The following is a 25,170-nucleotide window of genomic DNA, read 5'->3' as shown; positions in this document are numbered from 1 at the left end:
TGATGCCGTTGCCGCCATGCATGTCGCGGGCGGTGCGGGCGATGTCCAGCGCCTTGCCGCAATTGTTGCGCTTGACCAGGCTGATCATCTCCGGCGCCATGGCGCCTTCGTCGAACAGGCGGCCGACCCGAAGCGAGCCCTGCAGCCCCAGCGCGATCTCGGTCTGCATGTCGGCGAGCTTCTTCTGGACGAGCTGGGTCTGGGCCAGCGGGCGGCCGAACTGGGTGCGCTCCATCGTGTAGTCGCGCGCCCGCTTCCAGCAATCCTCGGCAGCCCCCATGGCGCCCCAGGAGATGCCGTAGCGGGCCCGGTTGAGGCAGCCGAAGGGGCCGCCGAGCCCCGACACGTTCGGCAGCAGCGCGTCTTCGCCGACCTCGACACCGTCCATGACGATCTCGCCGGTGATCGAGGCGCGCAGGGAGAGCTTGCCCTCGATCTTGGGCGCCGACAGGCCCTTCATGCCCTTGTCGAGAATGAAGCCGCGGATCTTGTTGTCATGGGCGGCGGACTTCGCCCAGACGACGAAGACGTCGGCGATGGGCGAATTGGAGATCCACATCTTGGCGCCCGACAGGCGGTAGCCGCCGTCGATCTTCTCGGCCCTTGTGGTCATGCCGCCGGGATCGGAGCCGGCATCGGGTTCGGTCAGGCCGAAGCAGCCGACATATTCGCCGGTGGCGAGCTTGGGCAGGTACTTGCGGCGCTGGGTCTCGTCGCCATAGGCGAAGATCGGATACATCACCAGGGAGGACTGGACGCTCATCATCGAGCGATAACCCGAATCCACCGCCTCGACGGCGCGGGCGACGAGGCCGTAGGAGACGTAGGACGCGCCGGCGCAGCCATAATCCTCGGGCAGGGTCAGGCCGAGCAGGCCGAGTTCGCCCATCTCGTTGAAGATCGACCGGTCGGTGGTCTCGTTGCGATAGGCCTCGACGATGCGCGGCCGCAGCTTCTCCTCGGCATAGGACCGGGCGGTCTCGAAGATCAGCCGCTCGTCCTCGGACAGCTGGTCCTCGAGCCGGAACGGGTCGGCCCAGTCGAAACCGGCGGACGGAGACGCAGACGGCGAAGGCGCGGCGGCCGAAGCGTTGGACATGGCGGGGTTCCTGTCGTGGTGGCGCGGCACGGGGCCGGGATCTGTCTGAATGTCTGGGACGCAAGCGCTGCCGGTCGGAACAGCGCGGCCTAGTCGGGCACGATGGCGGTGGCCTCGATCTCGACCAGCGCCTCGGGTTCGACCAGGTCGGAGACCTCCACCAGGGCCATCGCCGGATAGTGCCGGCCAAGGACGCGGCGATAGGCGGCGCCGAGTTCGGCGGTCGAGGCGCGGTAGGTGGCGATGCTGCGCACATACCAGGTGAGGCGGGCGATATGCTCCGGCCCGCCGCCGGCTTCCGCGACCACGGCGAGGACATTGCGAAGCGTCTGTTCGACCTGCGGGATGAAGCCGTCGGCGAAGGTCTCGGTCTCGTCCCAGCCGATCAGGCCGCCGGTGAGCACCAGCCGGCCGCGACCGGCCATGCCGTTGGCGTAGCCGCGGGGCTTCTTCCAGCCGGGCGGCTGCAGGGTATCGAGCGCGGCGTCGTCACCGGCTTCGGACGAAGGGGTCGGACTGGCGCCGATCGGCTGGTTGATGTTCACGCGTTCACTCCCTGGGTCGCGTCCTCGGCTTCGGCCTCCGCCTGCTGGCGCAATGCAAAGCGCTGCAGTTTTCCCGAACCGGTCTTGGGCAAGGCGTCCACGAAGACGACCGAGCGTGGGTATTTGTAGGGCGCGAGCTCGCGCTTCACATGGTCCTGCAGTTCCTTGGCGAGATCGGGCCCGGCCGCCGACGGGTCGGCCAGGACGATGAAGGCCTTGACGATGCGGCCGCGCTCCGGGTCCGGGGCGCCGACGACGCCAACCTCCAGCACCAGCGGATGGGCGAGAAGTGCGGCCTCCACCTCGGGGCCGGCGATGTTGTAGCCGGCCGAGACGATCATGTCGTCATTGCGGGCCTGGAACCAGAAATAGCCGTCCTCGTCCTCGACATAGGTGTCGCCGGTGATGTTCCAGCCATTCTCGACATAGACGGCCTGGCGCCGGTCGGCGAGGTAGCGGCAGCCGATCGGACCACGCACCGCAAGGCGGCCCGCGGTGCCCTTGGGCTGCGGCGTGCCTGAGGCGTCGACGATGCGCGCCTCGTAGCCGGGCACGGGCTTGCCGGTGGCGCCCGGGCGGATCGCCTCCTGCGGCGCGGCGATGAAGATGTGCAGCATCTCGGTCGCGCCGATGCCGTCCATCAGCTTCAGGCCGGTCGCCTCCAGCCAGGCATCGAAGGTCGGGCGCGGCAGGGTCTCGCCGGCGGAGACGCATTTCTTCAGGGACGACAGGTCGTATTCGTCGATCTTCGCCAGCATGGCGCGATAGGCGGTGGGGGCGGTGAAGCAGACCGTCGCGCCGTATTCGCCGATGGCGGCGGCAAGATCCGGCGGGCCGGCGCGTTCGAGCAGCACGGTCGAGGCGCCGATCCGGAACGGGAACAGGACGAGGCCGCCGAGACCGAAGGTGAAGGCCAGCGGCGGCGAGCCGATGAAGACGTCGTCGGCGCCCGCGCGCAGCACGTCGCGGGCATAGCAGTCGCAGATGACCAGAAGGTCGCGGTGATAGTGGATCGTCGCCTTGGGCAGGCCGGTCGTTCCCGAGGTGAAGCCGAGAAGGCAGGGATCGTCGGCCCGCGAGGCCACGGCCTCGAAGCGGTCGGCCGCGCCAGCCATGAGAGCGCCGAGATCACCGCCCGCAAGCCCCTCCCAAGTGACGATCCGGACCGGCCGGGCGGCGGAATTCGCGGCCTTGTCCATCTCGTCGACCAGGGTCGCGTCGCACAGAGCGAGCCCGATCTCGGCCTTGTCGAGGATCTGCACGAGCTCGCGCGCGCGCAGCAGCGGCATGGTGGCGGCGACGATGCCGCCGGCCTTGATGACCGCCATGTAGAGCGCGACCAGGGTCGGGTTGTTGGCCGAACGCAGGAGAACCCGGCCGCCGGGCACAAGTCCGAGTTCGCCGGTCAGGACATTGGCCATCCGGTCGACGGTCCGGGCGAGTTCGGCATAGGTCCAGTGCACGCCCGGCGCGCGGATGGCGAGCCGCTCGCCGCGGCCTTCGGCGACATGGCGGTCGACGAGTTCGGCGGCAGCGTTGAGCTGCTCGGGATAGCCGAGCCGGTCGAGATTGATGAAGTCCGGCTGCTCGGCTGCGGGCGGCAGGTTGTCGAGGACGAAGGTGTCGACATGGCAGGAGGCGGGCATGGGCGATCTCCTCAGGCGGCTTGCGACAGCAATTGGCGGGCGATGATGAGCTTCTGGACTTCGGTCGCGCCCTCGTAGATGCGCAGGGCGCGGATCTCGCGGTACAGCGTCTCGGGCACGGAGCCGGAGCGCACGCCTTCGCCGCCATGGAGCTGGACGGCCCGGTCGATGACCCCTTGCGCGTTTTCGGTGGCGACCATCTTGGCCATGGCCGCCTCGCGGGTGATGCGCGGCGCGCCGCTGTCGCGGGTCCAGGCCGCGCGGTAGACGAGCAGGGCGGCGCTGTCGATCGCCGTTGCCATCTCGGCGAGGGCCGTCTGGGTGAGCTGCATATCGGCAAGCGGCGCGCCGAACAGCTTGCGCGAACGGGCGCGGTCCAGCGTCACGTCGAGGGCCCGGCGCGCAAAGCCGAGGGCGGCAGCGCCCACCGTGGTGCGGAAGACGTCGAGCGTCGCCATGGCGATCCGGAAGCCCGCGCCGGGCTCTCCGATGCGATTCGACGCCGGGACCCGGCAATCCTCGAAGCGGAGGCGGGCGAGGGGATGCGGGGCGATGGTGTCGAGCCGCTCGGCGATGGTCAGGCCCGGCGTGTCGGCAGGCACGCAGAAGGCCGAAAGGCCCTTGGCGCCGGGTGCCTCGCCGGTGCGGGCGAAGACGACGTAATGGTCGGCAATGCCGCCATTGGAGATCCAGGTCTTCTCGCCGTCGAGACGGATCATGTCGTTGCCGACCGGGGTCGCGGCGAGGGCGATCTCGGCGACGTCGGAGCCGGCGTCCGGCTCGGTCAGCGCGAAGGCGGCAATCGCCGTGCCGTCGCGCACGCCGGGCAGCACAGAGGCTTTCTGGGCTTCGCTGCCGTAAAGGGTCAGTGCGCCGGTGCCGAGCCCCTGCATGGCGAAGGCGAAGTCGGCGAGGCCGTCGAAGCGGGCGAAGGTCTCGCGCAGGATGCACAGGCTGCGCACGTCGAAGCGACCGTCCCTGGGCGCGGCATGGGCGAGGAAACCGGCTTCGCCCATGGCACCGACGAGGCGCCGGCACGTCCCGTCGACATCGTGGTGATCGACGAGGCCGGCGACGTTGGCGGCAGCCCAGTCCTCGGCCTTGCGGGCGAGGTCGCGGTGGCTCTGGTCGAAGAACGGCCAGTCGAGGAAGCTGCGGTCGGCCACGATCAGTTCCCTTCGAAGACCGGCTTGCGCTTGGCCGCGAAGGCCTCGAAGGCGCGGCGGAAATCGCCGGTCTTCATGCACAGGGCCTGGGCGATCGCCTCGGCGTCGATGGCCTCGTCGACGCCCATCGCCCATTCCATCTGAAGCATGCGCTTGGTCACCGAATTGGCGTAGGTCGGGCCTTCGTTGAGCGCGGCCGCCATCTCCATCGCGGCATCCATGGCGCCGCCGGTGTCAGTCAGCCGGTTGAAGAAGCCCCAGCGCTCGCCTTCCTCGGCGCTCATGAAGCGGCCGGTGTAGAGGAGTTCGGAGGCGCGGCCCTGGCCGATGATGCGGGGCAGGATCGCACAGGCGCCCATGTCGCAGCCGGCAAGGCCGACGCGGTTGAACAGGAAGGCGACCTTGGCGCCGCTGGCCGCGATCCGCATGTCGGAGACCATGGCCATGATCGCGCCGGCCCCGGCGCAGATGCCCTCGACCGCGGCGATGACGGGCTGCGGACAGGCGCGCATCTCCTTGACGAGATCGCCGGTCATGGTGGTGAAGGCGTGCAGTTCGGCCGCTTCCATCTTCGTCAGCGGCTCGATGATCTCGAAGACGTCGCCGCCGCTGGAGAAATTGCCACCCGATCCGGTCACGACGATGGCGGTGACGTCGTCGTCGAAGCGCATCGCCCGGAAGGTGTCGCGCAGCTCGGCATAGCTCTCGAAGGTCAGCGGGTTCTTGCGATCCGGCCGGTCGAGGGTGATCACCGCGATGCCGTTGTCGATCGCGAGGCGGAAATGCTCGGGCACGAAGTCCCGCAAGGGTGCGGCGATCGCGTTCTGGCGCTTCATCATTCGTCCTCTGGCTGTGTTGGTGCGGGTCCGGCGCGGCTGGCGTCGTGGACCGAGTGCTTGAGGTCGCCGAGCCGCGACCAGAGTTCGGTCTGCTCCTCCGGCGAGATGCCGGCGAGGAGTTCGGCCAGCCAGTCGCTGTGGGCGCGGGCCATGCGGGCGAAGGTCGAGCGGCCCTGCTCGGTGAGGCGCACCCGCGCCGAGCGCCGGTCGTGTTCGGAGACCTGACGCTCGATCAGCCCCTCCTGGACAAGGCGGTCGACGAGGCCGGTGACATTGCCGTTGGAGACCATCATCCGCCGCGACAGCTCGCCGAGCAGGATGCCGTCGGACGAGCGTTCGAGCTGGGCCATCAGGTCGAAGCGGGGCAGGGTGGTGCCGAACTGTTCGCGCAGGCGCTTGCGGATCTCGGCCTCGACGAGGTTGGCGCAGGTCAGGAGGCGCAGCCACAGGCGCAGCTCGGCGCGGTGATCCTGCGGGCTCTCGCCGACCTTGGACTCGGCGTCGATATGGTCGATCGGGGTCTGCCGGGTGACACTCACAATTCGCCTCCCGCGATCGCGATCGCCTGGCCGGTGACGCCGCTGGCGCCGGCTCCGGCCAGCCACAGCACGCTGTCGGCGACCTCCTCGGGGCGGATCAGCCGGCCGAGCGGATTGACCCGCGTGAAATCCTTCAGGATCGCATCGCGGTCGCGGCCGGTCTTTTCCTCCAGCCGGTCGAGCGAGCCGGCGATCAGCGCGGTGTCGGTGTAGCCGGGACAGACGGCATTGACGGTGATGCCGGCGGTGGCCAGCTCCAGCGCCAGCGAACGGGTTAGGCCGATGACGGCGTGCTTGGCCGCCGTATAGGCGCCGACATAGGCATAGCCCTTGAGGCCGGCGGTCGAGGCGACGCTGACGATGCGGCCCGTGCCGGCCGCCTTCATCGCCGGCACGACGGCGCGGATCGCGGTGAGCACCGGCTCGACATTCAGCGCCATCATCCGCCGCATCTGGTCGACGTCGAGGCGCGACAGCGGTGCGGTCTCGGCGGCGCCGGCATTGTTGACCAGCACCTCGATCGGGCCGGCGCGCTCGGCGGCGCTCGCAAGGGCTGCCTCCAGCGCTGCGGCGTCGGTCACGTCGGCTGCGACGCCGGCATGGGCGCCGAGTTCGGCGCGGGCCCGCTCGGCACTTTCGGCGCTGCGGCCATGCACCGTCACGCGATCGCCCGCCGCCACGAAGGCGGCGGCGATGGCGTGGCCAATCCCGCGGGTCGAGCCGGTGACGAAGACGTGGCGAGGGCTGGCAGATGGGGTCATGACGACCTCCGATGAATTTGTTTAAGCCTAAACTATCTGGTCGTGCTGCGGCAAGCGTGTCGGCTTCTGTTCAGGACCGCCGTTGTTCAGGACCGCGGTCGGGGCGATCAGGCGTTGGCGGCGCGACGTTCGGAGACGAGGCGGTCCGGTTCGGCGGCAAAGCCCGCCTTGCCGGCATAGCCGCCGACGATCGCCTTCAGTTCGGCCCGGCTCATGACGTCCTCGACATTGGCGAAGCCGGCGGGCGCGCGCTTCTCGACCTCGTCGATCACCCGCTCCGGGCCGCCCTTGCGGTTGAGGCGGACGATCTCGGCGGTCTTGGGCAGGCGGTCCTTCTCGTATTCCCACAGCGCCTGGCGGGGATGTTCGGCACGCTCCAGGCAGTCGGCCAGCGAGCGGGCGTCGAGGATCGCCTGCGAGGCGCCGTTCGAGCCGACGGGATACATCGGGTGGGCCGCGTCGCCGAGCAGCGTGACCCGGCCGAAGGTCCAGCGCGGCAGGGGATCGCGGTCGCACATCGGGTATTCGAAGGCCTGCGGCGTCGCCTCGACGAGGGCCGGGACGTCGTAGTCGGGAATGGCGAAGCGCTTGGCATATGGCAGGACCAGCGAGCGCAGGGCCGGGCGCGACCAGCTTTCCTTCGGCGGCGGGGACTTGGCGCCGTCGGCCATCTTGATGTTGACGACCCAGTTCATGAGCTGGGTGCCGTCGCCCTTCTCGGCGATCGGATAGAGCACGAACTTCGCGCCCATGCCGCCGCCGATCGCCATGGTGCGACCGTCGCGCCAGCTCTTCCATTCGGTGGCGCCGCGCCACATCAGGACGCCGTTCCAGCAGGGCGCGCCCTCGTCCGGGTAGAAGCGCTTGCGGGCGGTGGAATGGATGCCGTCGGCACAGACGAGAATGTCGCCGCGCACGGTGGTTCCGGCGTCGCCGCGGTCCGAATCCGTGAAATGGGCGGTGACGCCGCCCTCGTTCTGGATGAAGCCCGACAGGCTGAGGCCGGTCTTCACCGCGTCCGGCCCCAGCCGTTCGATGACGGCGTCGTAGATCAGCTTCTGCAGCCGGCCGCGATGGATCGAGAATTGCGGGACGGGGTGGCCGGCGTCGATGCCGCGCAGTTCGCTCCACACCTCCTGGCCCTGGCGGTTGTAGTAGACCAGCTCGCGGGTGCGCAGGCCGACCTTGTCGAGGGCGGGCAGGAGGCCGATCTCGGCGAGTTCGCGGATGGCGTGGGGCAGGGTGTTGATGCCCACCCCGACCTCGCGGACAGCTGGCGACTGTTCGTAGATCTCGGCCTTGATGCCGCGCTTGTGCAGCATGAGCGCGGCGGTCAGCCCGCCGATGCCTGCGCCTGCGATGATCACCTTCATGGCCTTGCCTCCTTGCGCCCCTTGTCCCCGCCTATTCCGCGTCTGGCGGCGGCAGGAAATCGACCTCGTGCTGGGCCGAGACGGCGACGACCTCGGCGGGGTCGGCGGTCGGTCCGAGATTGTGGAGCGCCCAGAACAGATCGTAGAGGCGCTGGGCCGGGGAGACCCAGAAATAGCACTTCACGTCGGAATCCGTCCGGTTGAACAGGCCGTGCGGAATGCCACGCGGCAGGCGGACGAGATCGCCGGGCTCGGCATGGCTTTCCTGTCCGTCGAGGATCACGTCGAGACGGCCCTCCAGCATGTAGACGAACTCTTCCTGGGTCGGATGGATGTGCGGCGGCACGAAGGTGCCGACCGGGAAGGTCGCGTGCCAGGAGAACGAGCTCTCGGCATGCTGCTTGGGCACGTAGATCTGGCCGAGGATGTTCCAGCTTATGCCGTCCATCCCCTCGTTGGCCTTGGTGACGCCGGCGGTCATGATCGGCATGGGCGTGGCTCCTTGTTTGCGGAATGGAAAGGCGTGGCGCCAACGGCGCCGCGGTCGGTGCCTGGCCTACACATGAAGGAAGCGCTCCTTCACGGCAGGGGTCGCCCTGAGTTCGGCCGTCGTGCCGGTCCAGGCGACGCGGCCCTTCTCGATGACGACGTGGCGGTCGGCGAAGCGGGCCAGCGCATCGACATTCTTGTCGATGACGAGGATCGCCTCGCCGGCGTCCTTGATGGCCGTCAGGCAGGTCCAGATCTCCTCGCGGATCAGCGGGGCGAGCCCTTCCGTCGCCTCGTCGAGAACCACGAGGCGGGGATTGGTCATCAGCGCCCGGCCGATGGCCAGCATCTGCTGTTCGCCGCCCGAGAGCTGGTTGCCCATGTTGCGGCGCCGCTCCTTCAGCCGGGGAAACAGGCGGTAGATCTCGGCCAGCGTCCATTTGGCGGGGCCGCGGCCTGCGCGATGGGTGGCAACGAGATTTTCCTCGACCGACAGGGTCGGGAAGATCTGCCGGCCTTCCGGCACGAGGCCGAGGCCGCGATTGGCGACAACATGGGGCTGGCGGCCGGTGACATCGACGCCATCGATGGTGACGCAGCCGCCGCGCGGCTTCACCAGGCCGAAGATCGAGTTGATCGTGGTGGTCTTGCCCATGCCGTTGCGCCCGAGCAGCGTCACGACTTCGCCGGCGCCGACCTCGAGGTCGATGCCGAAGAGGATGCGGCTGTCGCCATAGGCGCTTTGGAGATTTTCGACCCGCAGCATCAGGCGGCCTCCTCCTCGCCGAGATAGGCGGTCCGCACTTCGGGATGGAGGCGGACCTCCTCGGCGGTGCCCGTGGCGATGAGCCGGCCGTAGACGAGGACGCTGACCCGGTCGGCGAGGGCGAAGACGGCATCCATGTCGTGCTCGATCAGGACGATGGTGTGGGTGGTCTTCAGTTCGGCCATCAGCGCGACCAGAACCGCCGATTCCTCGTGGCCGGTGCCGGCGAGCGGCTCGTCGAGCAAGAGCAGCCGGGCGCCGGTCGCCAAAGCGATGGCGATCTCTAACTGGCGCTTTTCGCCATGGGACAGGCTGCCGGCGCGTCGTTGGGCCCGATCGTCGAGACCGACGCGGGCAAGCGCCGCCATGGCGGCGTCGTTGAGCGCGGTCTCGCGCGCCGCGGAGGCAAAGAAGCGGAAGCTCGAGCCCGAGCGGGCCTGCACAGCCATCGCCGCGTTTTCCAGCACGGTGAAGCCGTCGAGGATCGAGGTGATCTGGAAGGAGCGCGCCAGTCCGCGATGGACGCGCCCCGCCATGTCGACCCGGGTGATGTCCTCGCCGGCGAAATGGACGGAACCGCCATCGCTGGCGAGACTGCCGGAGAGCTGGTGGATCAGCGTCGTCTTGCCGGCGCCGTTCGGCCCGATGATGGCGTGGAGTTCGCCGGGCATGACCTGGAAGCTGACGTCGTCGGTGACGTGCAGGGCGCCGAAGGCCTTGCGCAGATTGCGGATGTCGAGAAGCGGTCCGGTCATGGCGTTCCCCGACCCGTGATGCGGCTGACGAAGCCGGCGATGCCGCCGCGCGTGAACAGGACAAGCAGCACCAGGAAGATGCCGAGGCCGAGCTTCCAGTGCTCGGAGATCTGGGCCAGCCAATCCTCCAGCAGGAGGAAGGCGACGGCGCCGGCGATGGGGCCGACCAGCGTGCCCATGCCGCCGAGGACGACCATGACGATGAGCTCGCCCGAGCGCTGCCAGCTCATATAGGCGGGCGAGACGAACTCGGCCTGGTTGGCGAGGAAGACCCCGGCGAGACCGGCAATGGCGCCGGCGATGACGTAGGCGGTAAGCTGGTAGCGGAAGGGCGAAAAGCCGATTGCCTGCATCCGCACGCGGTTGTCGCGGGTGCCGCGCAGGACACGGCCGAAGCGCGAGCCGACGACGGCGCGCAAGGTCACGAAGGCGCCGGCAAGCGCGGCGAGGACGACGTAGAAGAAGGTCAGATTGCCCTTCAGGACCGGCGCGCCGAACAGCGTCGAGCGAGCGGTCAGGGTGATGCCGTCGTCGCCGCCATAGGCCGACAGCGAGACCATGAAGAAATACGCCATCTGGCCGAAGGCGAGGGTGATCATGATGAAATAGACGCCCTTGGTCCGCAGCGAGATGGCGCCGGTGACGAAGGCGAAGAGGCTGCAGACGAGGATCGCGACGGCGGACTGGACCAGGATGTCGTCGATGCCGTGGGCGGCGAGGATCGCCACCGAATAGGCGCCGAGGCCGATGAAGGCGGCATGGCCGAAGGAAACCAGCGCGCCATAGCCGAGGATCAGGTCGAGGGAGAGGGCGGCGAGGGCGAAGATCATGATCCGCGTCGCCGTGACCAGCAGGAACTGGTCGTCGATCGCGGTGGCGAGCAGCGGCAAGAGCGCCAGCGTCGCGAAGATCAGCCCGGCGGCGAGCGCCGTTCCGCGCCCGTCGAGGCGGCTTGGGCGACGCTGGGGCGCGACATCGGGCGTTTTGCCGGCAAGGGTGAGGTCGCTCGCGCTCATTGGGCCGCCCCCTTGGCCGGGAAGAGCCCGGCCGGCCGGAAGAACAGGACGGCGGCCATCAGGATGTAGATCAGCATGGGCGCGAGGGTGCGGCCGGTCTGGGACGCGGCGGACGGGTCCATGAGGCTGCGCAGGAGAATCGGACCGAAGGTGCGGCCGAGCGTGTCGACCAGCCCGACCAGCAGCGCCGCCACGAAGGCGCCGCGCACCGAGCCGACGCCGCCGATGACGATGACCACGAAGGTCAGGATCAGGATGGAATCGCCCATGCCGGGCTGCACCGACAGGATCGGCGCGACCATGGCGCCGGCAAAACCCGCCAGCATGGCGCCGAGGGCGAAGACCAGCATGAAGAGCCGGCGGATGTCGACGCCGAGGGCCGAGATCATCGGTGCATTGGTGGCGCCGGCGCGCAGCCGCATGCCGATGCGGGTGTGGCTGACCAGGAGATAGAGCCCGAGGGCCGTCGCCAGACCGGCGGCGATGATCAGGACGCGGAACAGCGGATAGCGCATGTTGCCGATCAGCGGGATCGAACCGGACAGGACGTCCGGGATCGGCACGCTCATGGGGGCTGCGCCCCACAGCATCTGGACGCCCTCGTTGAGGATCAGGATCAGGCCGAAGGTCGCCAGCACCTGGTCGAGATGGTCGCGGTCGTAGAGGCGGCGGAAGATCAGCACTTCGAGGATGATCCCGAAGAGCAGCGTCGCCGGAATGGTCAGCGCGAGGCCGAGGAAGAAGTCGCCGGTATAGGCCGTCAGGGTGGCGACCAGATAGGCGCCGACCATGTAGAGCACGCCATGGGCGAGATTGATCAGGTCCATGATCCCGAAGATCAGGGTCAGGCCGGCCGCGACCAGAAACAGCAGGATGCCGAACTGGAGGCCGTTGAGCGCCTGGAGCAGAAAGAGATTGAGCATGCCGGGTCCCGCTGCCGCGACCGCTCGTTCACCGGGCGGGGGCGTGTGGTTCGTCGCAGGGTCCGGCTCGCGCCGGAAGTCGCATGCGCGACGTGGGTCGTTGACGCTCCGGCCCGCACCTGGCGAGCCGGAGCCGGAGGCTGCCGGTTACTGCATCTTGCAGTCGGCGGCGTAATTGTCCTGGTAGTCGTCGAAGATCTTCTGCTCGATCTGGGTCTGGTACTTGCCGTCGTCGCGCTTGGCGACCTTGACCAGATAGAAGTCCTGGATCGGGTAGTGGTTGTCGCCGATGGAGAAGTCGCCGCGCAGGGACTGGAAATCGGCCGCCTTCAGGCCGGCGCGAAGGGCGTCTTTGTCGGAAAGGTCGCCGCCGGCCGCCTTGATGGCGCTGTCGATCATCTGGGCCGCGTCATAGGCCTGCATGGCGTAGGTGCCCGGCACGCTGCCGTATTTTTCCTCATAGGCGGCGACGAAGGCCTTGGACTGCTCGTTGTCCATGTCCGGGGCCCAGTTGGCGCCGCCGAAGAAGCCGACGGCCGCGTCCTGCTGGGCCGGCAGCGTCGTCTCGTCGACGGTGAAGGCGGAGAGGAACGGGATGTTGTCGAGGCCGGCTTGGCGGTACTGCTTGACGAGGTTCACGCCCATGCCGCCGGGCATGAAGGTGAAGACCGCATCGGGCTGCTCGGCGGCGATCTGCGCGAGTTCGGCCGAGAAGTCGAGCTGGCCGAGCGGGGTGTAGATCTCGTTGACCACCTCGCCCTTGTAGGAACGCTTGAAGCCGGCGAGCGAATCCTTGCCCGCCTGATAGTTCGGCGCCAGCAGGAAGAGCCGCTTGTAGCCGGTGTCCTCGGCGTATTTGCCGAGCACCTCGTGGACCTGGTCGTTCTGGTAGGACGAGACGAACAGGTTGGCGTTGCACTCGGCGCCGGCGAAGTTCGAGGTGCCGGCATTCGGGCTGATCAGGAAGGCGCCGCCGTCGGTGACCGGCTTGGCGATGGCCATCAGGATGTTGGAGAAGATCGGCCCGACGACGAAGTCGGCATCGTCGCGCTCGACCAGCTCACGAGCCTTGTTGGCCGCGATGTCGGGCTTCAGCTCGTCGTCGACGGTGGTGATCTCGGTCTCGAGGCCGCCGAGCTTGCCGCCCATCGTCTCGACCGCCAGCATGAAGCCGTCGCGGCCCTGCTCGCCGAGCACCGCGGCCGGGCCGGACAGGGTGAACATCAGGCCGACCTTGAGCTTGTCGTCGGCGGCGTCCTGCGCGAGCGCGCTGCCGGTCAGGGCGGTGGCCGCCAGAAGGCCGAGGGCGACGGTGCGGATCATTGTCATTCCTGCATCTCCATGCAAAGTTTCTGCGGCAGATCCGGCCCCGCCTCGGCGGTCCGTGCCCCTTGTTCGGCATGCGGCGCGGCGCCTCTGCGCCCCGATCCGAAAATTAGTTTACACATAAAATAGTGCCTCGCAACCGGATTGGCCGATTTTTTGGGCGTGCCTAATTATGCTGCAGTGCGGCGGCCGTGAATGCACTGCGGTGAGGACGGGCGGCACCGAGAATCTGGCTGCGACGCCTTGACCCATGCCCCGCTCCACGGCGATAGTTTAACTCTAAAATATCTGGTTGCGGGTGTCGGTCCCGCCTACAGGAGAGCAGCGATGCGCATCACCGTAATCGGCGGCGGCCCCGGCGGCCTCTATTTTGCGCTGCTCACCAAGAAGCAGCGACCCGACTGGTCGATCGACATCTACGAGCAGAACCAGGCCGAGGACACGTTCGGCTTCGGTGTCGTCTTCTCCGACGAGACGCTGCACGAATTCCTGTCGCGCGACCGGCCGTCCTTCGACCGCATCCGCCATGAATTCGCCTATTGGGACGACGTCGCCATCCACAAGGACGGGCGCGAGATGCGCTGCGCCGGGAACGGCTTTGCCGGCATCTCGCGCATGAAGCTCCTCGCCATCCTGCAGCAGCGCTGCCGGGAGGAGGGGATCGGCCTGCATTTCGGCGTGTCGGTACCGCCGGAGGAGATCGCCACGCGCTTTGCCGATTCCGACGTGGTCGTGGCGGCGGACGGCGTGAATTCGCGCATCCGCGAGCATTTCCGCACGGCCTTCGAACCGGATGTGGCAATCAAGTCGAACCGCTTCTGCTGGATGGGCTCGACCCGGCCGATGGACGAGTTCAACTATTTTTTCCGACAGACCGAGCACGGCATCATCTGTGCCCACACCTACCAGTACGAGGCGGGCCGCTCGACCTGGATCTTCGAGATGGACGACGCCTGCTGGCGCGGCCATGGCTTCGACGGCATGGACGAGGCGGCGTCGAAGGCGGTGCTGGAAGCGCTCTATGCCGACGAGCTGCAGGGCCATCCGCTGCTCCTGAACCGGTCGAACTGGCGGCAGTTTCCGCGCATCTTCTGCAATCGCTGGTCCCACGACAACATCGTGCTGCTCGGCGACGCCAAGGCCTCGGCGCATTATTCCATCGGCTCGGGCACCAAGCTCGCCATGGAATGCGCCATCTCGCTGTCGGATGCGGTGGTCGCCCATGGCCCGTCCAGCGTTCCGGCCGCCTTCGCGGCCTATGAGGACGCGCGGCGCACGCCCTGCCAGATCACCCAGCACAATGCCGACGTGTCGCTGGCCTGGTTCGAGCACATGAACCGCTCCTGGGACATGGAGCCCGAGCAGTTCGCCATGGTGGTGATGTGCCGGGCCAAGGCGATCACCTACGACAATCTGATCGTGCGCGATCCCGGCTTCGTGGAAGCCGTCGACACGGCTTTCTACGAGCGGGTCTATCGCGAAACCGGCGAGGATTACCGCAAGAGCCGGCCAACGCCGATGTTCACGCGGTTCAGGTTGCGCGAGATGACGATCGAAAACCGGGTCGCCATGTCACCGATGGCGCAATATTCGGCCGATGCGGACGGCAATCCGACCGACTGGCACTTCGTCCACTACTCCTCCCATGCGCTGGGCGGGGCCGGACTGATCTTCACCGAGATGACCTGCCCCTCGGCCGATGCGCGGATCACGCCGGGCTGCACCGGTCTGTGGACCGACGCGCAGGAAGCGCAGTGGAAGCGGATCGTCGACTTCGTCCACGCCAATTCGACGTCGAAGATGGTGCTGCAGCTCGGTCATGCCGGGCGCAAGGGGTCGACCCAGCTCGGCTGGGAGAAGATGGACATGCCGCTGGCCGACAAGGCGGCGAACTGGCCGATCGTCTCGGCCTCGCCGTTGCCCTATCACGACGGCATCAGCCAGGTGCCGAAGCCGCTGGACCGCGCGGAAATGGACCGGATCACCGCGGATTTCGTCCAGGCGACGGAGCGGGCCGACCGGGCCGGCTTCGACATGCTGGAGCTGCACTGCGCCCACGGCTATCTGCTGGCGTCCTTCCTGTCGCCGCTGACCAACCATCGCGACGATGCCTATGGCGGCTCGGTGGAAAACCGGCTGCGCTACCCGCTGGAGGTCTTCGCCGCGATGCGAGCGGCCTGGCCGGCGCACAAGCCGATGTCGGTGCGCCTGTCGGCCACCGACTGGGCCGAAGGCGGGATCAGCGAGGCGGACGTCTTCGCGATCTCGGAGGCCTTCGCGGATGCCGGCTGCGACCTGATCGACGTGTCGGCCGGCCAGACCGTGGCCGATCAGGCGCCGGTATACGGCCGGATGTTCCAGGTGCAGTTCGCCGAGGCGATCCGCAACGTGCCGAAGATGGCGGTGATGGCCGTCGGCGCCATCACCGAGGCGGCGCAGGTGAACACCATCCTGCACACCCGCCGCGCCGACATCGTCGCGCTCGGCCGTCCGCATATGTGGAACCCGTATTTCGCCCGCGAGGCGGCCGCCTGGTACGACACCCGCAACCAGCCCTGGCCGAAGCAATACATCTCGGGCCGCGACCAGGCGCATCGCGAGCTGACCAAGAAGCGGGCGCAGGAGATCGAGCTTCGGCGCAAGGCCCGACCGCGGCCGCACGATGCCGAAGCAAGCGATTCGCCGGCGCGCCAGGCCGCCGAGTAGGGCAGGCTGCCGAGTCGGGCGGGCCGGCTAGCCGGCCTCGGCGAGGGCGGATCGTTCGAACAGGGAAAAGCAGGCGGCGGCGGCCGCAATCGCGCTGGCGATCGTGGTCTCGTCCTGGCCTTCGCTCCAACGATCGAGGTCTGCGAGCACGCTCCGCCAGCCGCCTCGCTCGTGGCTCGCCGACAGAAGGCGGCGCGGATAGGCGACAGGCACCCGGCGTTGCAGCACCGCGCCGCCGAGCCGGGAGCCCTCCAGAACATAGTGGATACCGCGCGCCGCGACCGGCGACGCAGGGCCGTCGAAGGGCGCCGATGGCGGAATGTCGATGCCGAGTTCCTGCAGATCGGCGACCGCCAGATCGGTGCGGGAACGGGTCGCGGCTACGGAAATGCCGGCGGCGACGATTGCCTCCACGGCGGGCAGCGCCCTTGCATGGGCTCGCAGGAAACCGCCATAACCGGACCGTGTTGAAAGGTCGAAGGCACTGAAGGCGGTGTCGACCCGCAGATGCAGTGACGCAGTTTCCGTGCGCAGGCGTTCGGAAAACGTCCCGTTCGGTGGTGGCATGCAGTGATCCGTCGCTCGTGACACGTTCCCGTCCGACGTCGACAGGAGGCCACAGGTGAAAGCAGATATCCCCGCCAGTCTGCAAGACTCCCTGCGCGCGGTCTCCGCGGACGAGCTGACGCTCTGCGACCGCGAACCGATCCACATTCCCGGCTCCATCCAGCCGCACGGCATGCTGCTGGTCGCCGACCGGGGGACGCTGGACGTCGTGGCCGGGGCGGGCAACATCGAGGGCCGGCTCGCGCCGCAATGGCTCGGACGTCCGCTGGCCAGTCTCATCGGCAGCGCAGCGGTGGAAATCGCCCTCGGGATCGAGGACGAGACCTCCGCGGTGCTCGATCCGGTGACCGGGCTGGAGAACTCGCTGGACGGTGTCGCGCACCGCACCGGCGAGTATCTGCTGATCGAGCTGGAAGACGCGGAACGTGCGGGCGCGAGCACCGCGCGTATCTTCACCCGGATCGAGGAGGCCGGTGCGGCCCTCGCCCGGACCCATGATCTCCTCGATCTCTGCGAAGCGGCGGTCCAGCAGTTCCGCGCGATCACCGGTTACGACCGGGTGATGATCTATCGCTTTCACGAGGACGGCGCCGGCTCGGTGGTGGCCGAGGACCGAGCCGCGCATCTCGTCTCCTTCCTCAATCACCAGTTCCCGGCGACGGACATTCCGAAGCAGGCGCGGGCCCTCTATATCCGCAACCGGATCCGGGTGATTCCCGACGTCTGCTACGAGCCGGCGCCGATTCGGGCCGCCGAGTCGGGGCTTTCGGAGGTCGATCTGTCCGATGTCGGGCTGCGCAGCGTCTCGCCGATTCATATTCGCTACCTCCAGAACATGGCCGTCGGGGCCTCGGCCTCGATCTCCATCGTCATGGACGGGCATCTGTGGGGGCTGGTGGCCTGTCATCACGACGAGGCGAAGACTATATCGCTGTCGGACCGCACCGCCTGCCGCATCCTCGCCCATACGCTGTCCCAGCAGATCGCCGCCAAGGACGAGGCGGAACTGACCCGCGAGCGCGTCCGGATCCGGGCGAGCGAGGATACGGCGCTGGCGCTCTACGACCCCGAGTCCAGCTTCGAGAGCTTCGTGGAGGGGGCCGGCTCGGAGCTTTGCCGGATGCTGGGGGCCGACGGCCTGGCCGTCCTGTCCGGCACCCAGATCTCGACCTTCGGTCGCTGCCCGGACGAGGCGGATCTCCGCAGGATCGGCGAGTGGGTGAAGGACAAGGCGGCGCCGTTTCCGTTCCTCACCGACCGGCTGGCGCTGCATTGGCCCGAGGCCGAGGCGTTCCTGTCCCTGGCCAGCGGTCTCCTGGCGGTCTCGCTGTCGACCGAGACGCCGATCTGCCTGATCTGGCTGCGCGCCGAGAAGATCGAGACCGTCGAATGGGCAGGCAATCCCCACAAAGGCGCCTCGACCGATCCGAATGCCGTGCTGACGCCGCGGTCGTCCTTCGAGACGTGGAGCGACACGGTCCGCGGCCGGTCGCGGCCGTGGTCGATCGCCGAGGTGGAATCGGCCAGCCGGGTCGGCCGGCTGCTGCGCGAGCGTCGGCAGGCGATCCGGCTGAAGGAGCTGAACCGCGATCTCCTAGAGACCGTGCGCGAGAACCAGCTGCTCCTGCAGCAGAAGGGCTTCCTGCTGCGGGAGGTGAATCACCGCGTCCAGAACAGCCTGCAGCTGGTCGCTGCCTTCCTGCGCATGCAGGCCCGCGACCTCGACGACGTGGGAACGAAGAGCCAGCTGTCGGAAGCGCAGCGCCGGCTGAACGCGGTCGCGCTCGTCCACCGGCGGCTCTATTCGGGCGAAAGCGTCGAGATCGTCGATCTCTCACGCTACATCCGCGACCTGTGGACGGATCTTGCGTCGTCGATGGACGGGGCCTGGGCGGAACGGGCGCGGCTCGACCTCGCGCCGGTCCAGATCGCGGCCGACCGCGCCGTCCATGTCGGGCTGATCATGACCGAACTGGTGATCAACACGCAGAAATACGCCTATGACGGCAAGGCCGGTCCGCTGGCGATCCGCCTCGACCAGCATCTCGGCCGGTTCCGGCTGGCCGTCTCTGATCGCGGCGCCGGCAAGTCGCGCGACCATCAGGGCTTCGGCTCGAAGATGATGCGCGCGATGGTCGATCAGATCGAGGGCACGCTGGAGGAGGCCGGAAACCGGCCCGGTCTCGTCACCACGGTCAGCGCACCGGTCGAGCGAGCCCTGCACCAGGGCTGAGGCGAGTTGCGCCGCGGCGGCGTTCTTCGCCGCAAGATCTGTCGCGCGCCGTGAAGCTGCCCGGCGGCCATGGCGTCCCGGTCGGCATCAATCCGCCGGCAACCGTTCCAGATAGGACAGATCCTCGGCGTCGAACTCGCGGCGGATAAGATCGACGCGGGAAATCGCGCGGTCGCCCGAGATGATCAGATGGTCGGCCAGCGCCTTCGCTGCCCTGTCCGTCTCGCCGGCCAGCAGATGGTCGATCACCGCCACATGCTCGGGCAGGAACGGTTCGGCGTCGAACAGACGCGGCGTCCAGCGATAAAGGAACCGGTGGGCGATCAGCAGCGACTGGGGCAGGGTGATCGCCTGCATCAGCGCGTAGGTGCCCGACAAATCGAGCAGCGTGACATGGAGGTCCTTCTCCAGCGCATCGAGCGTCGCGCCGGTGACATCGCCCGCCGCCATTGCCTCTTCCAGCCGGGTCCGCATCTGCATCAGCAGTGACGCCGGCGCGTGGGGCGCCGCCTTGGTCAGGGCGATCGGCTCGAGAATCGCGCGCAGTTCGTAGAGTTCGGCAATATGGTCGGGCGTCAGCGCCGGTGCGTACCAGCGGCCGCGATCGTCCTTGCGCAGCACGCCGCGCTGCTGCAGGCGGCCGACCACGTCGCGCGCCACGGTGCGGCTGACGCCGTAGTGGCGGGCGAGCCGCGCTTCGTTCACCCGCCAGCTGGCGAAGGAGATCCGGGCGATCACCTGGTCCTCCACCTCGCCATAGATCCGCTCCCAGCTTGGCGAGGATTGCAGCGGACTGCCGTCATGGGCTGGCGACGCCGGATCGCCGGGCGAGGGGGCCTTTCGCGCCGACACGCTGCCGGCCAGGACGGCATAGCCCTTGCCCTTCACGCGTTTGACGAGGCCCTGCTGCTCCAGTTCCGACAAGGCGCGGCGCACCGGCGCGCGGCTGATGCCGAGCCGCTCGGCCAGCAGCGATTCGGTGAGGTGGCCCGATGCCGGCAGGGTGCCGTCGCGGATCTGCTCGGCGATGAGCTGCGTCGCCCGCTCATAGAGGCGCGGCGTGACGCCGGAAACGCTCTCCGCATCGATGTCCTGGACCCTCTCGGTGCGCCCCTCAGGCATCGTGTCTCCCTCGCAACCCGGCGGATTCGGCCGGTGCCAAAGTGTTTCGAATGTCGCCCATGGCGTCAAACCGAATGCCCGCTCCGGGACGCGATCGTCGGCATTCCCGCGTCACAAGCGCTTGCGATCGCCCGGCTATCCGTCGGGGCTCTCCCCCCCCCCCTTTTTCTCGCCGACGTTGATATGTATAGTGTAGACATACGACATCGAGCGGGGGGCTCGTGGCAGGGAGGAACGGGAATGAGCGGACGGCTCGAAGGGCGGCGAGCATTCGTGACGGGGGCCGGCCAGGGGATGGGCCGCGCCATCGCGCTCCTGTTCGCCGAGGAGGGTGCGGCTGTCGTTGCTGCCAGCCGCACCCTTGCCAAGATGGACGACCTGCCGCGTCTGGCGCCGTCGATCACCCCGGTCGGTCTCGACGTCACCGATCGGGACGCCGTGCAGGCGGCGATCGCCGCTGCGGGTGATCTGGACATCCTGGTCAATTGCGCCGGCTGGGTTCACAACGGCAGCATTCTCGACTGCAGCGAGGAGGATTGGGCGAAGAGCCTGGAGCAGAACGCCACCTCCTGTTTCCGCACCATCCGCGCTGCATTGCCGGGGATGATCGCCCGCGGGCGCGGCTCGATCATCAATGTCGCCTCGGTCGCCTCCAGCATTACCGGCGTCGCCAACCGGGCCGCCTACGGCACCAGCAAGGCGGCGGTGATCGGCCTGACGAAGCAGGTCGCGCGGGACGTCATCCGCACCGGCGTGCGCGTCAACGCGCTGTGCCCCGGCACCACGGCGTCGCCGTCGCTCGAATCCCGCATCGCGGCCAGCGCCGATCCCGAGGCGACGCGCCGCGAATTTGCCGAGCGCCAGCCGATCGGACGCCTTGGCGAGGTCTCCGAAATGGCGGCTGCGGCGCTGTATTTCGCCGCCGACGATGCGGCCTTCACCACCGGCCAGATCCTGGTCGTCGACGGCGGGCAGACCCTGTGAGCGCGGTCGCCGACCAGACTGGCCGCCACGGTGCCCGCATCGGGCTCGACGAGCTCGCCCGCTTCTGCGCGGCCGCCCTGTCGGCGGTCGGCGCCGACGAGGCGACGGCCGACGCGGCGACGCGCGCGATGATCCACGGGTCGCGCTGCGGCGTCGACAGCCATGGCGTCCGGCTCCTGCCGCATTATGCGACGGTGCTGCGCGAGGGGCGCGTCAACCCGCGGCCGGCGCTCACCTTCACGTCGAAGGGCGGCGCGGTCGCCACGCTCGATGCCGACGACGCCCATGGCGCGCTGGCCACCTACAGCGCCATGGACCGGGCGGTCGAGATCGCCGGCGGCCAGGGCATCGGCGCGGTGGCGATCCGCAAATCCTCGCATTTCGGCCCGGCCGGCGCCTATGCGCTGGCGGCGGCCGAGCGCGGGGCCATCGGCATCGTCATGTGCAATTCCGACGCCTTCGTGCGGCTGCATGGCGGGGCGCGCCGCTTCCACGGCACCAATCCGATCGCCTGCGCCATTCCCAACCCGGACGGAGCGCCGTGGCTGCTCGACATGGCCACCAGCGCGATCCCCTACAACCGCGTCAAACTCTACGAGAGCCTCGGCGTGGATCTGCCGGAGGCGGTCGCCTCGGATGCGGAGGGCCGGAACACGGCGGACCCCGCGGCGGTCGAGATGCTGGCGCCGCTGGGGGCGGCCTTCGGCTTCAAGGGCGCCGGCCTTGCCGGCCTGGTCGAGATCTTCAGCGCCGTCCTCAGCGGCATGGGGCTGAGCTTCGACCTCCTGCCGATGGGCGGGCCGGACCTGTCGACCCCGCGCGGCCTCGGCGCCTTCGTCATGGCGGTGCGCACCGATGCCTTCGTCGACCGGGAGATATTCGATCGCGGCATGCGTCGCTATGTCGGCGAACTGCGCGCCAGCGCGACCGCACGCGGCGCTGAGGTCATGGCGCCGGGCGACCGCGAATGGGCCGAGGCGGAGCGGCGCACCGCCTATGGCGCGCCGGTGGACCCGGCGACGATGACAGAGTTCCGGTCCCTTGCGGACCGGTACGGGCTGGAGATGCCGGCAACAGCCGGGTCCGGCTCGACGCCGCCCGCGCAGACGGGCGCAAGCTGACCACGAGATCGCAACAGGGAGGATCGACAATGAGCGTGCTGGCAAGGCATCTGAAGACGCTGTCTCTCGCGGTGGGGCTCGGCCTCTTCGCGCAAGGGGCAGTATTCGCGCAGGACAGTTTCGAGCTGCGCTTCAACCATGTGCTCGGCCCCAACGAGCCGTTCCACAAGGGCTTCGAGGCCTGGGCGGAGCGGGTGAAGGAGCGCACCGATGGCGGGCTGACGATCCAGGTCTTCCACAGCGCCCAGCTCGGCGTCGAGGAAGACATCATCGAGCAGATCCGCCAGGGCGCCAATATCGGCCAGAACACCGACGCCGCGCGGCTCGGCACCTATGTCCCGGGCATCGCGGTGGTCAACGGGCCCTATTTCGTCGGCTCGCTGGAGGAATCCTTCAAACTGGCGGATTCGCCCACCATGCAGGAATGGCAGGCCGAGCTTGCCGAACAACACGGGCTGAAGGTCGTGTGCTTCGACTGGGTGCAGGGCTTCCGCAATTTCTACACCAATGCGCCGGTGCGCACGCCGGAGGATCTGAGCGGTCAGCGCATCCGCACCCCGCCGGCACCGATCTGGCAGGAATCGATCCGGGCACTGGGCGCCGAGCCGGTGGCGATGAATTTCGGCGACGTCTATCCCGGCCTGCAGCAGCGGGCGATCGACGGGGCCGAGCTCGTCTATCCCAACATCACCGCAGCCAATCTCAACGAGGTCGTCGACCACGCCAACGAGACCAAGCATATCCTCCTGACCAATTTCCAGGTGGTCAGCTCGCAATGGTTCGACGGCCTGCCTTCGGAATACCAGAGCGCGCTGGTCGAGGAATGCCGCGCCGCCGGCCAGGCAACCTCGGCGGAGATCGAGGAGGCGACGCAGACGGCCAAGGCGACCCTGAAGGAGCGGGGCATGACGATCGTCGAGGACGTCGACATGGACGCGTTCCGGGCCGCCGGCGAAAAAGCCTACGAGACGCTGGGTCTCGTCGAGGCGAAGAACAAGGTCCAGGAAGAGATCGGCATCAAGGCGGGCCAGTAACGGTCCGACGCGACGCCGGCGGGGAGATCCATGCCAAGCCTCTATCGGTTCATCCTGCGGGCTGAGGCATTCCTCGCCGGCGTCCTGTTGATGGCCATGGTCGCGCTCATCTTCGCCGGCGGCGTCGCCCGGATGATGCACACGCCGATCAACTGGACCATCGATCTGGCCACCTGCGCCTTCGCATGGGCCTCGTTCCTGTGCGCCGACATCGCGTGGCGCAGGGGCGCTCTGATGTCGATCGACATCCTGCCGGAAATGGTGCCCGCCGGCGTGCGGCGGGTGCTGGAATACGTCAATTACGGGTTGATCGCGATCTTCCTCGTCTGCGGCATCTATGCCGGGACGCTGCTCGCCTGGATCAGCCGGGCCCGCAGTTTCCAGGGCATTCCCGGGATCAGCTATTCCTGGGTGACGATGAGCCTGCCGGTCGGCTGCCTGCTGCTGCTCGTCACCACGCTTCTGAAGATCCGTGACGCGCGGCGCGCCGCGGTCAGCGCCGAGGGCGCTTCGCCGTCATGCTGATCGTCACCATCGCCTTCGTCGTCCTGATCCTGATGGGCATGCCCATCGCCTTTGCGATCGGCATTTCCGGGGCGCTGTTCTTCGCCCAGCATCCCGAGCTTCCCTTCACCATTCCGGTGCAGGTGACGGTGTCCCAGACCCAGAATTTCGCGCTGCTGGCGATCCCGCTGTTCATCGTCGCCGGCAATTTCATGAACCGGTCGGGCATCACCGAGCGGCTGCTCGACCTCGCCTCGGTGCTGACCGGCCGGCTGCGCGGCGGGCTGGCACAGGTCTCGCTGGCGCTGTCGGCGCTGATGGGCGGCGTGTCGGGATCGGCGATCGCCGACGCGGCGATGCAGAGCCGCATGCTCGGCGACGAGATGACCAGGCGCGGCTTCACCCGCGGCTTTACCGCCGGCATCCTGTCCTATGGCGCCGTGCTGACGCCGATCATCCCGCCGGGCATCGGCATGATCCTCTACGGGACGATCGGCCAGGTCTCGATCGGTCGGCTGTTCGCCGCCGGTTTCGTGCCCGCGCTACTCCTGTGGATCGGGCTGGGCTTCGCCGTCTGGCTGACCGCCCGGCGGCGCGGCTACCAGCCGCAACGCCGGACCCGGCCGAAATTCGCCGAGGTCACGCGGGCCTTCACCGGCGGCATCTGGGCGCTGCTGTTTCCGGTCTTCCTGCTGGTCGGCCTGCGCATGGGCGTCTTCACCCCGTCGGAGATCGGGGCGTTCGCCGTGCTCTACGCGCTGTTCATCGGGGTGCTGGTCTATCGCAAGATGCGGATGAAGGGCTTCGTCGAAGGGCTGGAGAGCAGCCTGGCCGATGTCGGCTCGGTGATGTTCCTGATCGCCCTGTCGGCGATCTTCAGCTACGGCATCGTCCTCGAGCAGGTGCCCGAGACCGTCGCCGGCTGGATCGTCGGGCTGACCGACAATCTCACCGGCGCGATGATCCTGATCTGCGTCGTGGTGGTGGTCATCGGCTTTTTCATCGATGCGACGGTACTGATCATCATGCTGACGCCGATCGTCCTGCCGGTGGCGCGCGATCTCGGTGCCGACCCGGTGCATTTCGGCATCGTCTTCATCATCGCCGCGACCATCGGCAATTTCACGCCGCCTGTCGGCGCGGCGATGTATGCGGTCTGCTCGATCCTGCGCTGTCCAATCGGCGAGTACACCCGGGAATCGGCGCCGTTCCTGGCGGCGGTCGTCGCGGTGACCGTGCTGCTCATCCTCCTTCCGTCCGTCGTCCTGTTCGTGCCGAACCTGATCTTCGGCTGAGCGGTGGCCCGCCGGTCGGCGGCCATGTCGGAAAGCTGGACGTCCGATTGGGCGCAGGCTCATCTCGGCATCCGGACACGCGCGGCCCCCCCAATAGCGCGCACATGGCGAACAGCCCGGCAGGGGAGGGGACAGGCCTATCCTGTGAAGGCGAAGGCTCCGCGGTGGTTCGTGCACGATGGACCCCCGGGCCGACCGCATCGAACAACGCCCGCGTCCCGGGGCCGTACGGGGCCCGCCAGGCGCCGCGGTCGACCAAATGACTTTTTGCGAAGTTTTTGCGACTGAGGTCGTTGACAGGTCCGGATGGGGTGGCCTATATCGCGTTCATCGACGACGGCGGTGGCGCCGGGGCGGGCCG

The 25,170-nt window shown here is 68.2% G+C and carries 23 protein-coding genes; 7 read left to right on the top strand and 16 right to left on the bottom strand.

Annotated features, from left to right (window positions below):
• The 14 genes from H536_RS0121445 to H536_RS0121380 all read right to left on the bottom strand — a co-directional run.
• Nucleotides 1–1,099: acyl-CoA dehydrogenase family protein (locus H536_RS0121445; RefSeq protein WP_024352374.1), on the bottom strand; the 1,099-nt coding region annotated here is incomplete at its 3' end.
• Nucleotides 1,100–1,188: 89 nt separating this feature from the next.
• Nucleotides 1,189–1,644, bottom strand: coding sequence for a RidA family protein (locus H536_RS0121440; protein ID WP_024352373.1), 456 nt, complete (start codon nt 1,642–1,644; stop codon nt 1,189–1,191).
• On the bottom strand, nt 1,641–3,290 hold the full coding sequence (locus H536_RS0121435) for an AMP-binding protein (protein ID WP_024352372.1): 1,650 nt from the start codon (nt 3,288–3,290) through the stop codon (nt 1,641–1,643). The genes H536_RS0121440 and H536_RS0121435 overlap by 4 nt, the downstream gene beginning before the upstream one ends.
• Before the next feature lie 11 nt (nt 3,291–3,301).
• Entirely contained in the window at nt 3,302–4,456 is a 1,155-nt protein-coding gene (locus tag H536_RS0121430; protein ID WP_024352371.1) for an acyl-CoA dehydrogenase family protein, read from the bottom strand.
• 2 nt (nt 4,457–4,458) lie between these two features.
• Nucleotides 4,459–5,295, bottom strand: a complete 837-nt coding sequence (locus H536_RS0121425) for an enoyl-CoA hydratase family protein (protein ID WP_024352370.1) — start codon at nt 5,293–5,295, stop codon at nt 4,459–4,461.
• Nucleotides 5,292–5,834 carry a MarR family winged helix-turn-helix transcriptional regulator gene (locus tag H536_RS0121420; protein WP_024352369.1) on the bottom strand — a complete coding sequence of 181 codons (543 nt, stop codon included), beginning with the start codon at nt 5,832–5,834 and terminating at the stop codon, nt 5,292–5,294. Before H536_RS0121420 ends, H536_RS0121425 begins: the two co-directional genes overlap by 4 nt.
• Entirely contained in the window at nt 5,831–6,595 is a 765-nt protein-coding gene (locus H536_RS0121415) for an SDR family NAD(P)-dependent oxidoreductase (protein WP_024352368.1), read from the bottom strand. The genes H536_RS0121420 and H536_RS0121415 overlap by 4 nt, the downstream gene beginning before the upstream one ends.
• Nucleotides 6,596–6,702: 107 nt before the next feature.
• Nucleotides 6,703–7,968, bottom strand: a complete 1,266-nt coding sequence (locus H536_RS0121410) for a flavin-dependent oxidoreductase (protein ID WP_024352367.1) — start codon at nt 7,966–7,968, stop codon at nt 6,703–6,705.
• Between the two features lie 31 nt (nt 7,969–7,999).
• Nucleotides 8,000–8,458 (bottom strand): cupin domain-containing protein, encoded by a 459-nt coding sequence (locus tag H536_RS0121405; RefSeq protein ID WP_009209331.1) that lies wholly within the window; start codon nt 8,456–8,458, stop codon nt 8,000–8,002.
• A 66-nt stretch (nt 8,459–8,524) separates the two neighbouring features.
• Nucleotides 8,525–9,223, bottom strand: a complete 699-nt coding sequence (locus H536_RS0121400) for an ABC transporter ATP-binding protein (RefSeq protein ID WP_024352365.1) — start codon at nt 9,221–9,223, stop codon at nt 8,525–8,527.
• Complete coding sequence (locus tag H536_RS0121395) at nt 9,223–9,978, bottom strand: ABC transporter ATP-binding protein (RefSeq protein WP_024352364.1); 756 nt, start codon at nt 9,976–9,978, stop codon at nt 9,223–9,225. Before H536_RS0121395 ends, H536_RS0121400 begins: the two co-directional genes overlap by 1 nt.
• On the bottom strand, nt 9,975–10,994 hold the full coding sequence (locus H536_RS0121390; RefSeq protein ID WP_024352363.1) for a branched-chain amino acid ABC transporter permease: 1,020 nt from the start codon (nt 10,992–10,994) through the stop codon (nt 9,975–9,977). Before H536_RS0121390 ends, H536_RS0121395 begins: the two co-directional genes overlap by 4 nt.
• Nucleotides 10,991–11,917, bottom strand: coding sequence for a branched-chain amino acid ABC transporter permease (locus H536_RS0121385; RefSeq protein WP_024352362.1), 927 nt, complete (start codon nt 11,915–11,917; stop codon nt 10,991–10,993). The genes H536_RS0121390 and H536_RS0121385 overlap by 4 nt, the downstream gene beginning before the upstream one ends.
• Before the next feature lie 147 nt (nt 11,918–12,064).
• Complete coding sequence (locus H536_RS0121380; protein ID WP_024352361.1) at nt 12,065–13,246, bottom strand: ABC transporter substrate-binding protein; 1,182 nt, start codon at nt 13,244–13,246, stop codon at nt 12,065–12,067.
• A gap of 324 nt (nt 13,247–13,570) precedes the next feature.
• Here H536_RS0121380 and H536_RS0121375 point away from each other — a divergent pair, with 324 nt between their 5' ends.
• A complete protein-coding gene (locus tag H536_RS0121375) occupies nt 13,571–15,949 on the top strand; it encodes an oxidoreductase (protein WP_024352360.1) in 2,379 nt (792 codons plus the stop codon).
• A 27-nt stretch (nt 15,950–15,976) separates the two neighbouring features.
• Here the strand turns inward: H536_RS0121375 and H536_RS0121370 are convergent, their stop codons facing one another.
• Entirely contained in the window at nt 15,977–16,516 is a 540-nt protein-coding gene (locus H536_RS0121370; protein ID WP_024352359.1) for a biliverdin-producing heme oxygenase, read from the bottom strand.
• A gap of 55 nt (nt 16,517–16,571) precedes the next feature.
• On the opposite strand from H536_RS0121370, the gene H536_RS0121365 reads away from it, so the two are divergent.
• The gene (locus H536_RS0121365) at nt 16,572–18,749 is read left to right on the top strand and encodes a histidine kinase dimerization/phosphoacceptor domain -containing protein (RefSeq protein WP_024352358.1); all 2,178 of its coding nucleotides are present in this window, start codon (nt 16,572–16,574) and stop codon (nt 18,747–18,749) included.
• Nucleotides 18,750–18,836: 87 nt separating this feature from the next.
• Here H536_RS0121365 and H536_RS0121360 read toward each other — a convergent pair whose 3' ends face one another.
• A complete protein-coding gene (locus tag H536_RS0121360) occupies nt 18,837–19,871 on the bottom strand; it encodes a GntR family transcriptional regulator (RefSeq protein ID WP_024352357.1) in 1,035 nt (344 codons plus the stop codon).
• A 240-nt stretch (nt 19,872–20,111) separates the two neighbouring features.
• On the opposite strand from H536_RS0121360, the gene H536_RS0121355 reads away from it, so the two are divergent.
• The 5 genes from H536_RS0121355 to H536_RS0121335 are packed head-to-tail and all read left to right on the top strand — an operon-like array spanning nt 20,112 to nt 24,809.
• Nucleotides 20,112–20,855, top strand: coding sequence for an SDR family oxidoreductase (locus H536_RS0121355; RefSeq protein WP_024352356.1), 744 nt, complete (start codon nt 20,112–20,114; stop codon nt 20,853–20,855).
• On the top strand, nt 20,852–21,976 hold the full coding sequence (locus H536_RS0121350) for an Ldh family oxidoreductase (RefSeq protein WP_024352355.1): 1,125 nt from the start codon (nt 20,852–20,854) through the stop codon (nt 21,974–21,976). Before H536_RS0121355 ends, H536_RS0121350 begins: the two co-directional genes overlap by 4 nt.
• Nucleotides 21,977–22,005: 29 nt before the next feature.
• Nucleotides 22,006–23,010: a C4-dicarboxylate TRAP transporter substrate-binding protein gene (locus H536_RS0121345; RefSeq protein ID WP_029703840.1), complete on the top strand. Its 1,005-nt coding sequence runs from the start codon at nt 22,006–22,008 to the stop codon at nt 23,008–23,010.
• Nucleotides 23,011–23,040: 30 nt separating this feature from the next.
• Nucleotides 23,041–23,535 carry a TRAP transporter small permease gene (locus H536_RS0121340; RefSeq protein WP_024352353.1) on the top strand — a complete coding sequence of 165 codons (495 nt, stop codon included), beginning with the start codon at nt 23,041–23,043 and terminating at the stop codon, nt 23,533–23,535.
• Complete coding sequence (locus tag H536_RS0121335; protein WP_024352352.1) at nt 23,529–24,809, top strand: TRAP transporter large permease; 1,281 nt, start codon at nt 23,529–23,531, stop codon at nt 24,807–24,809. Before H536_RS0121340 ends, H536_RS0121335 begins: the two co-directional genes overlap by 7 nt.
• Nucleotides 24,810–25,170: the final 361 nt, after the last annotated feature.

It is taken from the genome of Aurantimonas coralicida DSM 14790, assembly GCF_000421645.1.
GTDB lineage: Bacteria > Pseudomonadota > Alphaproteobacteria > Rhizobiales > Rhizobiaceae > Aurantimonas > Aurantimonas coralicida.
This window is presented reverse-complemented; position numbering and strand designations above follow the sequence as displayed.

Bases quoted from the DNA above. Each gene is read 5' to 3' on its own strand.
- H536_RS0121355 (WP_024352356.1), top strand. From the start codon at position 20,112: ATGAGCGGACGGCTCGAAGGGCGGCGAGCATTCGTGACGGGGGCCGGC.
- H536_RS0121400 (WP_024352365.1), bottom strand. From the start codon at position 9,223: ATGCTGCGGGTCGAAAATCTCCAAAGCGCCTATGGCGACAGCCGCATC.
- H536_RS0121425 (WP_024352370.1), bottom strand. From the start codon at position 5,295: ATGATGAAGCGCCAGAACGCGATCGCCGCACCCTTGCGGGACTTCGTG.
- H536_RS0121380 (WP_024352361.1), bottom strand. From the start codon at position 13,246: ATGACAATGATCCGCACCGTCGCCCTCGGCCTTCTGGCGGCCACCGCC.
- H536_RS0121345 (WP_029703840.1), top strand. From the start codon at position 22,006: ATGAGCGTGCTGGCAAGGCATCTGAAGACGCTGTCTCTCGCGGTGGGG.
- H536_RS0121385 (WP_024352362.1), bottom strand. From the start codon at position 11,917: ATGCTCAATCTCTTTCTGCTCCAGGCGCTCAACGGCCTCCAGTTCGGC.
- H536_RS0121335 (WP_024352352.1), top strand. From the start codon at position 23,529: ATGCTGATCGTCACCATCGCCTTCGTCGTCCTGATCCTGATGGGCATG.
- H536_RS0121435 (WP_024352372.1), bottom strand. From the start codon at position 3,290: ATGCCCGCCTCCTGCCATGTCGACACCTTCGTCCTCGACAACCTGCCG.
- H536_RS0121370 (WP_024352359.1), bottom strand. From the start codon at position 16,516: ATGCCACCACCGAACGGGACGTTTTCCGAACGCCTGCGCACGGAAACT.
- H536_RS0121340 (WP_024352353.1), top strand. From the start codon at position 23,041: ATGCCAAGCCTCTATCGGTTCATCCTGCGGGCTGAGGCATTCCTCGCC.
- H536_RS0121405 (WP_009209331.1), bottom strand. From the start codon at position 8,458: ATGCCGATCATGACCGCCGGCGTCACCAAGGCCAACGAGGGGATGGAC.
- H536_RS0121375 (WP_024352360.1), top strand. From the start codon at position 13,571: ATGCGCATCACCGTAATCGGCGGCGGCCCCGGCGGCCTCTATTTTGCG.
- H536_RS0121415 (WP_024352368.1), bottom strand. From the start codon at position 6,595: ATGACCCCATCTGCCAGCCCTCGCCACGTCTTCGTCACCGGCTCGACC.
- H536_RS0121410 (WP_024352367.1), bottom strand. From the start codon at position 7,968: ATGAAGGTGATCATCGCAGGCGCAGGCATCGGCGGGCTGACCGCCGCG.
- H536_RS0121395 (WP_024352364.1), bottom strand. From the start codon at position 9,978: ATGACCGGACCGCTTCTCGACATCCGCAATCTGCGCAAGGCCTTCGGC.
- H536_RS0121390 (WP_024352363.1), bottom strand. From the start codon at position 10,994: ATGAGCGCGAGCGACCTCACCCTTGCCGGCAAAACGCCCGATGTCGCG.
- H536_RS0121360 (WP_024352357.1), bottom strand. From the start codon at position 19,871: ATGCCTGAGGGGCGCACCGAGAGGGTCCAGGACATCGATGCGGAGAGC.